At 44.5% G+C, this 13,340-nt stretch carries 13 protein-coding genes; 4 read left to right on the forward strand and 9 right to left on the reverse strand.

Going from position 1 to position 13,340, the window contains the following annotated elements; genetic code table 11:
- From AC27HD_RS13365 to AC27HD_RS13385, 5 genes are all read right to left on the reverse strand, one after another.
- Positions 1-1,083 carry an MBL fold metallo-hydrolase gene (locus AC27HD_RS13365; RefSeq protein ID WP_487106665.1) on the reverse strand — a complete coding sequence of 361 codons (1,083 nt, stop codon included), beginning with the start codon at positions 1,081-1,083 and terminating at the stop codon, positions 1-3.
- Between the two features lie 176 nt (positions 1,084-1,259).
- On the reverse strand, positions 1,260-1,712 hold the full coding sequence (gene rplI, locus AC27HD_RS13370; RefSeq protein WP_032097693.1) for a 50S ribosomal protein L9: 453 nt from the start codon (positions 1,710-1,712) through the stop codon (positions 1,260-1,262).
- 26 nt (positions 1,713-1,738) lie between these two features.
- Complete coding sequence (gene rpsR, locus AC27HD_RS13375) at positions 1,739-1,966, reverse strand: 30S ribosomal protein S18 (protein WP_012519954.1); 228 nt, start codon at positions 1,964-1,966, stop codon at positions 1,739-1,741.
- Between the two features lie 11 nt (positions 1,967-1,977).
- On the reverse strand, positions 1,978-2,379 hold the full coding sequence (gene rpsF, locus AC27HD_RS13380; RefSeq protein WP_032097692.1) for a 30S ribosomal protein S6: 402 nt from the start codon (positions 2,377-2,379) through the stop codon (positions 1,978-1,980).
- 179 nt (positions 2,380-2,558) lie between these two features.
- Positions 2,559-3,731 (reverse strand): GAF domain-containing sensor histidine kinase, encoded by a 1,173-nt coding sequence (locus AC27HD_RS13385; RefSeq protein ID WP_032097691.1) that lies wholly within the window; start codon positions 3,729-3,731, stop codon positions 2,559-2,561.
- A 344-nt stretch (positions 3,732-4,075) separates the two neighbouring features.
- Here AC27HD_RS13385 and AC27HD_RS13390 point away from each other — a divergent pair, with 344 nt between their 5' ends.
- The 3 genes from AC27HD_RS13390 to AC27HD_RS13400 all read left to right on the forward strand — a co-directional run bounded on the left by AC27HD_RS13390 (position 4,076) and on the right by AC27HD_RS13400 (position 6,761).
- The gene (locus tag AC27HD_RS13390) at positions 4,076-4,363 is read left to right on the forward strand and encodes a YebG family protein (protein WP_032097690.1); all 288 of its coding nucleotides are present in this window, start codon (positions 4,076-4,078) and stop codon (positions 4,361-4,363) included.
- A gap of 197 nt (positions 4,364-4,560) precedes the next feature.
- On the forward strand, positions 4,561-5,340 hold the full coding sequence (locus AC27HD_RS13395; RefSeq protein WP_487106477.1) for an ABC transporter ATP-binding protein: 780 nt from the start codon (positions 4,561-4,563) through the stop codon (positions 5,338-5,340).
- The gene (locus AC27HD_RS13400; protein WP_487106479.1) at positions 5,334-6,761 is read left to right on the forward strand and encodes an ABC transporter permease; all 1,428 of its coding nucleotides are present in this window, start codon (positions 5,334-5,336) and stop codon (positions 6,759-6,761) included. The genes AC27HD_RS13395 and AC27HD_RS13400 overlap by 7 nt, the downstream gene beginning before the upstream one ends.
- A 14-nt stretch (positions 6,762-6,775) precedes the next feature.
- Here AC27HD_RS13400 and AC27HD_RS13405 read toward each other — a convergent pair whose 3' ends face one another.
- The 3 genes from AC27HD_RS13405 to AC27HD_RS13415 form a co-directional block, all read right to left on the reverse strand.
- Positions 6,776-8,359 carry a methyl-accepting chemotaxis protein gene (locus tag AC27HD_RS13405; protein WP_487106481.1) on the reverse strand — a complete coding sequence of 528 codons (1,584 nt, stop codon included), beginning with the start codon at positions 8,357-8,359 and terminating at the stop codon, positions 6,776-6,778.
- Positions 8,360-8,507: 148 nt separating this feature from the next.
- Positions 8,508-10,022, reverse strand: a complete 1,515-nt coding sequence (locus AC27HD_RS13410) for a sensor histidine kinase (RefSeq protein ID WP_487106483.1) — start codon at positions 10,020-10,022, stop codon at positions 8,508-8,510.
- A 64-nt stretch (positions 10,023-10,086) separates the two neighbouring features.
- Positions 10,087-11,172 carry a methyl-accepting chemotaxis protein gene (locus AC27HD_RS13415; protein WP_487106485.1) on the reverse strand — a complete coding sequence of 362 codons (1,086 nt, stop codon included), beginning with the start codon at positions 11,170-11,172 and terminating at the stop codon, positions 10,087-10,089.
- A gap of 317 nt (positions 11,173-11,489) precedes the next feature.
- Here AC27HD_RS13415 and AC27HD_RS13420 point away from each other — a divergent pair, with 317 nt between their 5' ends.
- Positions 11,490-12,242 carry a TSUP family transporter gene (locus tag AC27HD_RS13420; protein WP_487106487.1) on the forward strand — a complete coding sequence of 251 codons (753 nt, stop codon included), beginning with the start codon at positions 11,490-11,492 and terminating at the stop codon, positions 12,240-12,242.
- Positions 12,243-12,274: 32 nt separating this feature from the next.
- On the opposite strand, the gene AC27HD_RS13425 is transcribed toward AC27HD_RS13420, so the two are convergent.
- Positions 12,275-13,252: a cation diffusion facilitator family transporter gene (locus AC27HD_RS13425; protein ID WP_487106489.1), complete on the reverse strand. Its 978-nt coding sequence runs from the start codon at positions 13,250-13,252 to the stop codon at positions 12,275-12,277.
- Between the last annotated feature and the right edge of the window lie 88 nt (positions 13,253-13,340).

Here is a 13,340-nt window from a genome sequence, read left to right on the forward strand (position 1 = left end):
TTAAAAGGTCACCTCTTCCCCCTCATTGAGAATATACAGCGGGATGGTGTTATCTAACTGCTTGTCCATTTCTATTAACCTAAACAGTGCTGAGTGGGAGGTTTTATCACCCATTTGCCAACTCGCATTGCCATAACCCCACGGAACAATCACGCCACAGTTCAATTCCTTTGCAGCCACAAGCGTATCTTCTGGCGTGGTGTGCACATTGCGATACCATTTAGGAGACGACTCACTGAAGTACGAGGCGATAGGAAGTAGGCAAACATCGATACGACCAAATCGATCGCCGATATCTTTAAAGTGAGCTGAGTAACCAGTGTCGCCGGCAAAGAACAAGGTTTTACCGTTGCGCTCTAGCACCCAACCACCCCATAGCGCTTTGTCATTATCTTCATACAAGAAGGGCACCATTATACGACTGCTGAAATGATGGGCAGGAACAAAGTGTATGGTGGTATCGCCGAGTGCTTTTTTTGCATACCAAGCCATTTCGGTAATGTTATAGCCGCCAGTAGGAAAGTGCTCACCAAACCCTAGTGGTACTAGATAGGAGGGCATATTACCAATGTGCTCGATATCCGATTTATTAAAATGATCGTAGTGAATATGGGAATACATGACGGCGTCAGTTTGCTCTATTTCTTGTGATGATAGCGCTGAGGCAGGGTTGCGGAAAAAACCATCTGCTAATTTAAATGCCCAATTTACCGGCCAGTCAAATTGTTCAAATACGGGGTCAAACAGAAACTGCTGTCCCTCTTCGGTTGTCACCACAAAACTAGCATGTCCTAACCAACGAACGGTAAAGCCGCTATCGATAGCCAGTGATGGGTTGTCACCGCGATAGACACAGTCTTCCATATCGCCTTCACACTTTATTTTGTCAGTAGGCGCATAGCAATTTGTAGTACACGTAATTGGGTAGCTTGGAAAGTTAGCGTAAAGGTTGCTGAATCGCTCTTCAAATCCATCCGTGCTATCTCGCTTTATCACCGACTCTGAAGGAGCATTAGTCTCAACGTGGTTTTTTGCGGCGCATCCACATAAAAGCAATACGAGAGATAAAATGACGAACTTCATAGCGAACGTAATAGCGAGCTGCATAGCGACCTCAAAGAGAATTAATACACTGATAGTATTGTATTTATACCTTACCTAGCACAAGTATAAAAATGTAAGTAATACCAGTGTGTATAGGTGATTTTTAGGCATAAAAAAACCGCTCATAAGAGCGGTTTTTCTAATTACATGAACGCTTACGCTTCAGCAATGATGATCACTTTAATTGAAGTGGTTACATCAGAGTGAATCTGTACGTCGATGTCGTACTCACCAGTTTCACGAAGTGTACCGGTAGGTAGTTTAACCTGTGCTTTTTGTACTTCAACGCCAGCTGCAGTAATTGCATCAGCGATGTCACGTGTACCAACAGAGCCAAACAACTTGCCTTCTTCACCAGCAGGTGCAGCAATTGTAACTTCAGCCAACTCGTTGATTTTTTCAGCGTTTGCGTTTGCAGCAGCTAGCTGATCAGCAATTTTCGCTTCAAGATCGGCACGACGTGCTTCGAACTTTTCAACGTTGTCTTTAGTTGCAGGAACCGCTTTACCCTGTGGGAAAAGGAAGTTACGAGCATAACCAGACTTTACAGTCACTTGGTCGCCCAAGCCGCCAAGATTGGCGATTTTATCTAGTAGGATGATGTTCATCTAAGCTACCCCTTAAGTTCGCCAAATTACTTGTGTGAATCAGTGTACGGAAGCAACGCAAGAAAACGTGCGCGCTTGATCGCAGATGACAGCTGACGCTGATATTTTGCGCTAGTACCAGTAATACGACTAGGGACAATTTTACCGCTCTCAGTAATGTAGTTCTTAAGAGTAGCGATATCTTTGTAATCTATTTCGGTCACACCTTCTGCTGTAAAACGGCAGAACTTACGACGTCTGAAAAAACGAGCCATGGGTGATCTCCTTAAGCGTTGTCTTCAGTGGTTTCAGTTTTCTTTTCTGCGCGCTCTGTGCGAGGTGCAGAATCTTCACGACGCTCACGACGAGGCTCTTCTTTCATCATTGGAGAAGGCTCAGTAACAGCGTTTTTAGTGCGCATTACCATGTTACGCAAGATCACGTCATTGAAACGGAAAGCATTTTCCAATTCGTCAACGGCGTCAGCAGATGCTTCAGCATTGATTAGTACGTAGTGTGCTTTGTGTAGCTTTTCGATTGGGTAAGCCAATTGACGACGGCCCCAATCTTCTAAACGATGAATCTGACCACCGTCTTGCTTAAGAATAGTAGTATAACGCTCGATCATACCAGGTACTTGTTCACTCTGATCAGGGTGAACCATAAATACGATTTCGTAATGACGCATTATAGCTCCTTACGGTTGTAGCCTCGACAGTACAGCCAACTGTATGGAGACAAGGAACGAATTGGGATGGCTGTAAGGGCGCGCATTATACGCATACCGTTAAAATTGCACAAGCATTAATCACTGCCATATTTAACAGTTCTGGAGGGATGTACACTTTACTGTTATTGGGGAACGGCTTAGATAGGAATTTTCAGCGAGAATTCTGTTTTCGAGGCATCTGATTCTACGGTTAACGTTCCGTTGTGGGCGCTGGAAATTTGCGATGCGATAAAAAGCCCAAGCCCTAGGCCACCTGTATCTCGATGATTTTGCTGTCGCCAAAACGGCTGAAATAGTCGTGACATCGCATCAGGTGAAATGGCATCTCCGTGATTGGAAACTCGGACGACCAAGCTGTTATCAACAATATTCCCATTCACCTGAATCGGCCGGGTATCATCGCCATGCACAATGGCGTTTATTAAAAGGTTAGACAGTACTTGGCTAATCCGTTCAGGGTCGCAATGCACCTTACCCTTTACATTGATATCGCATTGTATATTGCACTGCTCATGCAGCAGCGTTAACTCTGACACTGTATGCAGTAAAACGCTATTGAGGTTGTCAACATACTGCGTGTTAAGGGGAATACGACTTCCCATTTTGCCATGGGTGAAATCCATAACATCTGATATCAGCCTAGACATTCTACTTGCACTGTTATCCATACGTGTTAGCACGTTTTTGGCCGTATCGTCCTGGATAATATCAGATAAAAAGTCGATCCCCATTTTTAGTGACGATAGAGGCGTTCTAATATCGTGCCCTAAAATAGCGATGTATTGCTCACGCAACTTAGCTGCCGACTGCTCGTCAAAAAGGGCCGCTTTTGTATCCTCTAGGGCCTCGCTTATTCTGATTTGGCGAGAGATGAGTGCAGCGAAAGAAGATATCTGATTAGTAATAAGTTCGGTTTTAAGCGTTGCAGGACGAGGGTCTAAACCGCAAATAGTGCCAAAAAAATTGCCGTCAGTATCGTATATAGGGTATGAGAAATAGCTTTCAAAGCCATACATTTGTGGGATCGGGCTTTGCTTAAACTCGTCATCTTCAGACGCATGTTCAATAATAATGGGCTGCTGAGAAATTCTTACCGAATTACAGAAGGTGGTTTGTATATCAAGCTTGTCACCTGGGTTCAGATTGAACTCGATACGGTCGAGTACAGAACACATAGTCCATTCTTGTTTGGTTACTCGAGCCACACAAATAAATCGTAATCCTGTTACATCCGCAAGCATTTCCATAATGTGCGGAATAACATCAATAGTTTGTATAACGCTAATATCCTTTGGGACTTTAATGCTCACGGGCAGCTTTCTCCATTTTTGAGTATTCCGTTTCTCAATCTATTCTTTATTCTCAATCTGTTTTTTACTCTCAATTTGTTTCTTAAAAGGCCATTGAAGAAAAAGCAGCATCGCCATGGAATTAGCATTGTCCCCATTCATATGGTGACACTGAACCCTACAAAATAAAAGGTGTTATTTATGTTTATGAAATACCTGTGACGTCCCGAGTGCTCTACACAACGTACATTTTAAAAAGAGAATATTAAATATTATGCAGCGAAGAAGAATTAACCTATCAACTGTTTATTTATACAGTTAAATACTGTACAGTTTTCGAGAACTTAAAAAGAAGGGGACCTACCATGGCCATTACCACACAGTATGTTGTTACGCACAAAGGGGTAGAAAAATTGGTAACTACCGACAAAAAAGAAGCTGATCAGTACGACAAGATGCTCGATGCAGCAGATAACTTAGCGCAATATATCCAAGCGAAGGGTATTGGTCTTGATGACAGCGCGTTAGAAGAACTATCCATCTTGCTGTCTAAAAACAAAGACAAGATCAGTAAAATATTTAAGGGCTCGTCTGCTGAAAGCGTACTGGAAGACGAAAGCGCAGAAGTGGTAAAACTCAAAGCTAACGGCTAGCAAACAGCCGTTAGCACGCGTGCTTTCTACGGTGCTTGCTCCTGCCTTTATATTAAGCTGCCCTAAAGCTAGGGCTCGCTTTCTATGACTTACTATCTCAATAATCTTGTTTAGGGCTGAACATCTAAGACATGTAAGTCACTTCGTTATTCGATAATATAGAAGAATGAAGATTGAGATAGTAGTTAGGAGTTAGCGTGAAAGCAGGCGTTAGTGCAACAGAAAGCCCAAAGACAAACGGTTCTTATAACATTGCCATTGCTATAGATAACGTTAGCTTTTCCCATAACGCTGCTCATAGTGAAAGAGCCCGCCCTTTTATTGAAATAGAGCAGTGGCATTTGTACCGTGGAGAGCATGTGTTTCTTTCCGGCCCATCGGGAAGCGGCAAAAGCACGTTTTTAAACTTGCTAAGCGGCACACTTACACCTGACAGCGGTACAATATCACTCTTGGAACAGCCTTTTTCTGCACTTTCTAATAAGCAGCGGGATCGATTTCGCGCTAACAATATTGGCGTTGTGTTTCAGCAGTTTAATCTCATTCCCTACCTGTCTGTTAAACAAAATATTAAGGCCGCGCTCTATTTTGCCGGTGCAAATATAAAGGACAAAGCCCTTGATGAGCGGATATTGACGCTACTTAACGACTTGCAGCTATCAAACCAACTGTTAAATGCGAAAGCAGACACCCTAAGCGTGGGTCAACAGCAACGCGTTGCCATTGCCCGCGCACTCATCAATACGCCTGATATTTTAATTGTCGATGAGCCCACATCAGCCCTTGATGCCAAAGCAAGAGATAGCTTCATGGACGTGCTAAAAAAACTCGCCAAAAACAGTGCGTTGGTTTTTGTCAGTCACGACCCTTACTTAAAGAAGTATTTCTCAAGGCATATAAGTATGCACCAATTTACCCCGAATCATCAAAAAGTCACTGATGTGCCTACTGCCTCTAGGGACGTATCACCGTGTTAACCACAATCGCGATAGAAAGTTTAAAGCGCCGCAAGAACACTGCACTTCTTACGTTAGTGAGCATTGTGATTAGTGTGAGTTTACTGCTTAGTGTTGATATTATTCGTTCTCAGGTGAAAGACAGTTTCACGCGCACGGTGTCGGGCGTTGATGTGATTGTAGGAGCGCCAAGCGGCCAGCTTAATTTATTGCTGTCGTCTGTCTTTAACTTAACCACACCGTCGAAAGGGATTAGTTGGGACAGCGTAATTTCGCTCAACAGCGACCCCCGTGTATCTTGGCTAATTCCTTTATCGCTTGGCGATACACACAGCGGGTATCGCGTAATTGGTACCACTAACGCTTACTTTGAGCATTTCAAATATGGCGATAAACAACCTTTGGTGTTTGCTGAAGGGGGCCCATTCGCCCACGTGGGCTCAGCAGTTATTGGCGCTGACGTTGCAGAGTCTTTAGGTTACCGCGTTGACGATAGTATTGTTATATCTCATGGCTTAGGAAATGTGTCCTTTCGTCAGCACGACAGCTTTCCTTTTTCAGTGGCTGGCGTGTTAGAGAAAACAGGCACTCCTGTTGATAAAGCGGTGTATGTCACGCTTATTGGCCTTGAAAGAGCCCATGAACATGCTGGCCATTCCGGCATAGTTAAGCCATCCCAATCCATCCAGCGCCCGTCAAACTTACACGCTCAGGCACACGCACATACTGACGGTGAAACTGCTGTTCACGGTAACAGTGAGCATAAAGGAATCAGTCACGAAGAAGCTGGCCGTGAAAAAGAGTCGTACGAGGGCGATAATCCCCCCCATTCCCACGAAGAGGAACCTGATCGCCAACGCATGGGTGAGATGAACGTTGAAAACAATAATGTTTCATCGGTGTCTGCGGTGATGCTGGGACTTAAAAATCGCGTAACCGCTCTGCAACTACAATATCAACTTAATCAGCGAAGTAATGAACCCGTGCTAGCCATATTGCCGGGTATGGCACTCGCTGAGCTATGGCAAATTATGGGAAATGTGGAGGCGCTGCTTTTGCTGTTGTCTTCACTTATTGTGGTGTCAGCCCTTATTGGCCTAGCCACCATGCTATTGGCGACCATGCGAGAGCGTTATCAAGAAATCGCGGTACTTCGCACTATTGGCGCAAGTCCAGCCGCCCTTCTTGTACTGGTACAACTAGAGGCGCTGCTTATTGCGTTAGCTGGGTGCGGTGTCAGTATGCTGCTGGTAACAGGCTTGCTCACTGTGCTCAAGCCATGGTTAAGCGCCGAGTTTGGCTTATTTTTAAGTGATACTCTTCTGTCTTCAAACAGTCTAGCAATAGTCATACTTGTATTGGTAAGCACCTACATTGTGTCATTTTTTCCAGCCTATGCCGCGTATAAACGCGGCTTACACGCTGAATTAAACAGTCAATAACACGCAAGTTATTGTTACTCTCCCACACGCTTGTCGGTACTAAAGCGCAAAATAAGCTCGTGAACGCGATTAACCGTTTCACGTAAATCATCGCTTGCGGCCAGTGAGGCCTCTGAAGAACGCTGGGTTTCCTCAGCACCGTCTGCAACATCGACAAGCTGTTGATTAATGTGCTCAGCAACCGTGCTTTGCTCTTCAACTGCTGATGACATCTCTACCGTTGCGTCTGCAATACCGCTTACTGCGTTATTAATTTCAAACAAGGCACCGCGGGTTTCTTCTACTATCAAACTGCCTCTCTCTGCCGACGCTAAACCATCGGTAGATACCCGTACCGCACGGTCTGAACGCTCAGCCAGCTCAGTGATAATATTGTGAATTCTATCGGTAGAATCTCGAGTTCTAGACGCAAGCGTTCTTACCTCATCGGCAACCACGGCGAAACCTCTACCTTGTTCACCCGCTCTCGCGGCTTCTATTGCCGCGTTAAGCGCTAATAGGTTTGTTTGTTCTGCGATGGCGGAAATAATATTGGCAGCCTCGCCAATATCGCTCGTTGACTGCGCTAGCTCAGTCACGGTTTCTGAAATTGATTCAACCGCTCCTCGTAATGACACAATAGCCTGCATGGCCTCTTCGGCTTTTTTATTGCCCGTGTCCACGTTCATGGCAGCAGTTCTAGCACTCTTCGCATTGCTTTCTACCCGCTCAGCAACCTCCTGAATAGCCTGACTCATTTGCGTTACCGCAGATGCTATTTGCTGAGTAGCCTGATTTTGCTGCACCACAGCTGCACTGGTGTTTTCAGCCTGTGTGTGAGTGGTTCGAGACACGGTTTCAAGCCCCGCGGATGCATCTTTTATTCGCGTAAGTGCAGTACGTGTTCTTGCAAGTTCACAGCCAAGAACCAGCTTTGCCTGTGCAATATAAGGGGGATCTGCAAAATACGTCTGAGCCACAATGTCATTGCTGTAGCTCTCAGGGCTTAACGATAAGAACTCTGTCCACTCACTTCGCGTTTTCGCAGCCTGTGCACTGATAAGCACTAACAACGCAATAAGTGAAATAGCCGCGGCTATTGTATTAGATGTAAACCACACCGCTGCGACCCCAACAAGGCCAATGAATAGCGACGGCCAAACGTGACCGAGGCGATGGGCTATTTGATGAGACACTGAAGTGGCAGATTTGCCCGCACGAATTCGCTCGTACATGTCAGTAGCACGCTGAACCTCCTCTGCAAGTGCAGGCACTCTCACTGACTCGTAACCCACAATAGTCGATTTATCATAAACTGGAGTGACAAATGCCGACACCCAATAATGATCACCGTCTTTGCGTCTATTTTTGACTAATCCGAGCCAGCATTGACCAGACTCAAGGGTTGCCCACATTTCTTTGAACACCGAGGGTGGCATATCCGGGTGGCGAATTAAGTTGTGGTTTTTACCAATTAACTCATCTCGCTTAAATCCACTCGCTTCAACAAATTCGTCATTACAATGCTGAATAACACCTCGCCTGTCGGTTGACGAAATTAGTCTGAAGTGAGGAGGAAACTTATACTCTTTTTGAGTAACTGGCTGATTATTTCTCATTAAACACGGGCTCCATTAGAACTCATCATTGCTGCTGGTGCAGCACTGCTTCCTAATACTTAAGACTAGAACAATATTAGTTAACGTCTAGTTTTAATGAAACTTTAGTATCGCGTTATGTGTTTAAGTAGGAATTCGGTGAAAAAAACTAACTTTCGTCAGCAAGAGGAAGAGAAACAACAACGCGGGTACCCACACCCTCAGTACTGTAAATATCTACCGTTCCGTCGTGCTCTTCCACAATCGTGAGTGAAATTGACATACCAAGCCCGGTTCCATCGCCAGGCGGCTTAGTGGTGTAGAAAGGCGTAAAGATTTTATTGAGCACTTCGGGGGGCATTCCCTCACCCTCATCTTCTACAATGAGGCGCACTACAGGCTCGTCCACCTCAATACTCAGCGTAATGCTCTTACCTTCTGCCGTGGCGTAAATGGCATTCGTTAGAAAGTTGACCAACACCTGCTGAATCTGCCCAGCATTACCTTTGAAGGTTGCATCGTGTTCAGGCGCTTTAAAGTGCACTGTGTTTTTATATCGATGCAGATTATTGGTTAGCTTAATTGCGGTTTGCATGGCTTCTGTAGCGCTGATATCCGCCGGCTTTCCAGAACTGGGATATGAGAAGCTTCGCAACGCTTTAACTATATCGATGATTCGCTCAATGCCCTCAGAAGACTCCTCAAACATTTCGGCAATGTCTTTTGCGCTATCTTCAAGAGAAAAGTCTTTTTCTAATTTTTGGAAGGTTTCCGCTATGTGACCACCCGCATCTCGACATAAATCACCAATTTGATCTAATGCGCTTTGGTAATCACTGAATATTTCCTTTGCTACCGCCGTATTACTTCTTACATAACCTATAGGGTTATTTATTTCGTGAGCAATACCTGCGGCAAGTTGGCCTAACATGGCCATTTTATCAGCGCTAACCAACCGCTCCTCTAAATGCTTTCTATCTTGTTCCATCGAGGAGATGGCAGCTTCTTGATGACTCAACTTGTGAGATTTGTCTTTATCGCGAAGACCAAAGTTTAAGTAATGTTTGGTGGTGTCGAGGATATAGAGCGTCTCTTCCTCTAGGGTATCATCGGCAGTGAGAAGGGCTAACCACGCGTATTCGTTATCTGAAAGTTGGTGCATAAGATGGATAACACGGGCCTCACGCCCTACATCTTGGCGTTCCACCGCATTAACGCACCAATGTGAGTAACTCTCTGTGAACGTTAACGGTAATTCATCCACAATAAGCGTAGAGAGCTGTGGTGCTTCTACCCAGCCATTATCTGAAGTTAGCACTTTGTCATCATCACCCACGACCATGTTGCCGTTTTTAATGATAATTGCTTTACCACAGCTTGCCTGACAAAACTCCACGGCAGACTCTAATGCAGAAAAGATAAAAGAGGCCACGGTGCTGTTAGCGCCAAGTTGAGAGGCCGAGCGACTTAAATAAAGTAACTCTCGCTCTCTTTGTTTGGAGGCCTGAAGGGATTTTCTGAGGGCTTGATTTGCTAAGTAAGCATCTTGAGAGTAGGTTTCCAAAAATGCTTCAGCACTTTGCCGCGCTAGCTTTTGGCGTTTGAGCTGTCGCTCCAATGAGTTAACACGTGCTTCCAGCTCGCTTATCTTTTGACTTGCAATGCTCTGGTTCTCATCACTCACGGTCAGCTACCTTAAAATCTAAATGGGTGGCTTCTCGTGCGCACCCACATAGTCATTCTTACCGCTAATAACCGGCTAGCGTGTCGAGAAGCTGCATGACTCGCCCGCTTGCTTGCTCCATTTCCATAAGCTTAGCATCAGATTTAGTTTGATCACCCGCCAATTTTGCTTCTATCGCTGCTTTACCACTTTGGTGAACGGCTGCATGGGGAGTGTCGAGCTCTCTAAACGCTGCAGTCTTGCCTATGTTGCTGCTAGCACTTTCTCTGTACCACTGACCTAGGCGACAGCTTGAATGATCTGACAATTCAGAGACAGATTTGTCGCTGTAGCCACAAAGCACAGCATACACATCAGCTTTCCACACCACGTGGTCTAGCTTAACAGTTTGAATAAACGTACTAAAAGAACCTTTGGTAATTGTCGACTTCATGCTGGTACAGTGAGCCACCATGCCCTCGTAGCTGCCGTTGAGTTCATTGATGCCAGCTTCTAAGTTTTCATTATTACCGCGCAACTCGTTAACGCCAGATACCGCTTTAGCGGTGCTTTGAATAATACCATTAACCAATTCAGATACTTCGGTAGCCGACTTATTCGTTTCAGTGGCAAGGGCTCTTACTTCATCAGCAACAACACTAAATCCTCTACCGGCATCGCCCGCTCGCGCTGCTTCAATAGCGGCGTTAAGAGCAAGTAAGTTTGTTTGATCTGAGATACTGGTGATAGTAGTGACAAATTTATTAATATTGTCAGCGGTAGTAGAAAGCCCGGAGATACGCTCGCTCATACTGCCCATCTGCACATTCAAGCCGCTCATATCATTGACAATATTGCTTAGCGTCGATGCTGAGTGTGTAAATAGGCTATCAATGTCTGCAATAGACTGATTTTCTGAATCAATATTGTGAAACGCAGCAAGCACTGATTCTCGAATGCCATCAATTTGCTGAAGCGCATCGATAATGCATTTAAGCAAAACAGAATCATTCATTTGTGCAGAGGCTGCATGTAAATGTTCAACTTCGTTTGCCAGCGATGTATTTTCAGCTTCTAATACTGCGACTCTATCTAAGGTTTCTTGCAGACGCGTTTCTAATTGCTTAGCCAACGCCTCTTTTTCATCATACTTACCGCGTGAAACAAACATATGTTTTTCCGAAAATTATTGTTATTCGTTTTATTCAGAGTAACAGAAAATACGTAGATGTGACTATTAATCTGAAGTCGAATACGAGTGTAAAACCGTGTTTAAAATTATCGACCGTTTTACCTACCCCATTAATAAAATATGCGTGAGCGAGAGGGATTAACACAGTTGCAGCCCTTTTCGGCGAATAGCATACATAAACTTATAAGTTACCCCTTTCGTTCACAGAAACGCGTTAACATAGTCAGTAAGGTTAGCATCGCTATCAACGCCACTATCTTTATATCGACAACTACATTTACTGGTGAGCTTTTCACATGGTTATTGAGACACTTCTTTTAACGTTTGCGCTTCTTGGCGTAGCCACATTGTTGCAAACACTAAGTGGCTTTGGCTTTGGTTTAATCGTTGTCTCAAGCTTCACACTACTAGATATTATGCCGCTAACTGCAACAACGTTTTTAGTGAGCTTTTTGAGTTTATTTAACTCTGTTAGCTTGGTTTTTAAAAACACTCATCATGTGAACAAGCGCGCCTTCAACATACTGCTTGTCACTGCAATTCCATTTATGGCTGCGGGATACGTATTGCTGGAATATCTTTCTCAGTCTATGTCCCACTGGCTCAATATTATGTTAGGGAGTGTGATTTTACTGTGTTGTGGGCTGCTCGTTATTAAACGCAGCGCTGCCGAGCGCTCTGAACCCTCGATAGGTTTTGGTGTTGCTGGGGCAATGAGCGGTCTACTCGGCGGGCTTTTTTCTACGTTTGGCCCCCCTGTGGTATTTCAATGCTACAGACAGCAGTGGTCGATTACAGAGATACGCATTACCTTGCTCGCTTTTTTCTGCTTAACGTCGCTAATGCGCTTAATTGTGGTGCCCTTTGGTACGCTGCCCTCCTACGACATTGTCCTTTCAACTCTTTTTGCCATTCCCATCGTTTTACTATTTACTCGTATTGGCCGTTTACTGGCAGCAAAAGTCTCTGCAAAACACATAAAATTACTGGCCTTACTTATGCTCACCCTAAGCGGCAGCTTGCTTATCATTCAAAATATTACGCTGTAAAACGATATTCGTTTTTCTCATCGATGTAGCCATTAATTCTCAATTTCCACGTGAGCATTGTCATGGGAATGCCTGTGGAGGTGGTCTTTCTCATCTCGGCATGGTTCACCAGGCAATTCAAACTCTATGGTCGTATGAGCTAAATGAAAGGGCTCTAGACTTTTTGCCACTTCATATTTCAACTTGAGTAGAGTCTGCGTATCAACGCTACATTCAATTACCAAATGTGCGGTTAATACATGCTGATCGCCATCAAGAGACCAAAAGTGCAGATGGTGAATTTCTTCAACATGAGAAATCGCTAACAGCGTGTTACGAATTTCTAAGCGACTCTCATAATCGGGCACACCCTGTAAGAACAGCTTCATTGTTTTTATTACATATCGGACAACGTTGATAGAGATAAACAGAGTGAAAACAATTGAAAGGATAGGATCTAAAATGGGCCAATGCACAAACTGCAGTAAAATAGCCACACAAAGCACCGCCACCCAACCCAGTACATCTTCAATCAAATGCCAGTTGAGCACTTTTTCGTTCATGGAGTGGCCGCCACTGAGTTTGTAGGCGGCGAACCCGTTTACTGCAATGCCTAATATTGCCAATGCTATCATGCCCTCAGTAACAGGCATTTCAGGTTCGAATAACCTGGGAATTGCTTCAAACAGTATCCATACAGAACCGACGATTAAAATTAGTCCATTGATCATAGCCCCCAGCAGACTCAGCCTTTTGAATCCGTAGGAGTACTTTTCGGTAGCGGCTTTATGACCCAATTTACTTAAGTACCATGCTAGCCCGATAGATAAAGAATCACCTAGATCGTGCACAGCGTCAGCCATTATTGCGACACTGTTTGTTAGCCACCCTCCTATAAATTCTATTATGGTAAAGATGAAATTTAACCAAAATGCCCACCCAATTCGTTGGCTATCTTCGCTTGCATGGTCCTTGTGGGAATGACCTGAGTGCAAATCGTCTGAGTGTGAATGTCCATGATGATGGTGCATAGAGAATCTTTCCATTTACAGTTAGGCTAATAAAGGTGTTTTCACAGCGGGGTTATAAAATAAAACATAGCTTAAACATCAACTGGCT

Source organism: Alteromonas sp. 4NS20-0143 (genome assembly GCF_057542855.1).